The sequence below is a fragment of the Paucibacter soli genome (assembly GCF_037482845.1).
GTDB lineage: Bacteria > Pseudomonadota > Gammaproteobacteria > Burkholderiales > Burkholderiaceae_C > Paucibacter_B > Paucibacter_B soli.
Genome location: NZ_JBBHJW010000028.1, coordinates 1 through 1,730 on the forward strand (window position 1 = coordinate 1; position 1,730 = coordinate 1,730).

Consider the following 1,730-nt stretch of genomic DNA (forward strand, 5'->3'; position numbering starts at 1 on the left):
TGAACATGCGTCCGCGCATTCCCCTTCCTAGGCGAGCCAGCAGCGCAAGCTGCCCCAAGGCGTGAGCCGAATCGCCAGGAGGGGGTCTAACGGACGAGGCTCTCGCGCCCTGCGAGAGCCTCAAGCCCTTGTCGATTTCAATACCAGGTGATATCTCAAGGCCAATGAGCACTGGCTACCGATTCCGCGCCTACCCCGACGACCACGTCGCTCGGGTGCTTGCGCGCTGGATTGGCTGCCAGCGCTTCATCAAGAACGCCAAGGTCCGCGAGGACCGCTACTACCGCGCATTCCAGCGGCGCTTCGCCGCGTTTGCTGGGCAGCACGCGCCGGTAGACCAGGCGTACGCACACCTTGTTGGAGACGGCAACGCAGGCTTCCTCGGTGATGGTGTTCGCCACGAGGCGGATACAACCTGGCTGCGCGATGTTCCGTCCCAGGTCTTGCGCAACGGAGCTGCTCGGTTCTATCAGGCGTACCAGCGATTCTTCAAGGGACTGGCGCGCCGGCCGACCGTCACATCTCGCCACGGCGAGCAGTCGGCGTGGCTCACCTCCGAGTTGTTCGAGTTCGTGCCGGCCAAGCACGACGTCGATGGTGTCGTCACCGCCTGGCGGCTGCTCATCGGCACGAAGAAATTTCCCTGCGGCGAGTTGCCCTTCAAGGACCACATCGCTGGCCACAAGCCAGGATGGACGCCGCCGGCGTCCATCCATGTGTCGGTCAACGCCGGGCGGTGGCATGTCTCGTTCAGCAACGAGGCTGGCCATGGCGTTGTCACTCCAACCGAGCAAGAGACGCTCGATCTTCTGCGCAGCTTCACCGCGGCCGAGCTTGCGGCCAAGACCGTCGGCCTGGACCGCGGTGTGGCTGTGCCGCTGATGGCGACCGTCGCCGCAGGCGCTGCACCGCCCCGGGCCTTCGAGCTGCTCGACATCCAGAAGCGGCGCCTGGCCAAGAAGGAGCAGCAGCGCAAACGCTGGCAGCGCCGGGCCGCACGGCGCGTCAAAGGTTCTAAAAACCGTCGCAAGGCACATCAGCGCGCTGCGAGCGCTGGGCTCTATGCCGCGGATGTCCGAACGGACTTCGCGCACCAGACCAGCCGTGCGCTGGTTGATAGTCCGAACCTGCTCTTTGTCTTCGAAGCGCTGCAGGTCAAGAACATGACCCGCTCGGCCGCCGGCGCGGTGGATGCGCCAGGGAAGAAGGTGGCACAGAAGCGCGGCCTGAACCGCTCGATCCTGGCCAGCGCCTGGGGCGAGACGAAGCAGTTCACCAAGTACAAGGCACTCGCTGCAGGCAAGCTCTGCATCGAGGTGCCGCCTCACCATAGCTCGCAAGAGTGCTCGGCCTGCGGCCACACTCATGCGGACAATCGGCTCGACCAGAGCCGGTTCGTCTGCCTGCGTTGCGGGCATGCCGAGAACGCTGACACCAACGCAGCGCGCGTCATCGCGCGCCGCGGGGTCGAGGCCGTCGTCTCGGGAAGCTACACCCTGCGGGAGAAGAAGAAGGTCGGCAGCCTGCGGCGCCAACCTTCGACGAATCCCCAGGCCGTCAATGGAGAAATCCAACTAGGGCCGGAACGGTCCGAAGTCACGTCTGTGGAGACGGTGGTAAGTCGTCGAGGACCCAGGTCCTCGGTGCTCGCGTCATCGAAGCAGAAATTCCCCGGCGCGAGCCAGGAGACCCCCACTACAGCGCTACGCGCTTAGTGGCGGGAGGTTCAT

General features: G+C 65.0%; 1 protein-coding gene. It reads left to right on the forward strand.

Translation table 11 applies throughout. From position 1 onward, the window contains the following. Positions 1-164: 164 nt before the first annotated feature. The gene (locus WG898_RS25090; RefSeq protein ID WP_339605507.1) at positions 165-1,715 is read left to right on the forward strand and encodes an RNA-guided endonuclease InsQ/TnpB family protein; all 1,551 of its coding nucleotides are present in this window, start codon (positions 165-167) and stop codon (positions 1,713-1,715) included. Positions 1,716-1,730 lie beyond the last annotated feature (15 nt).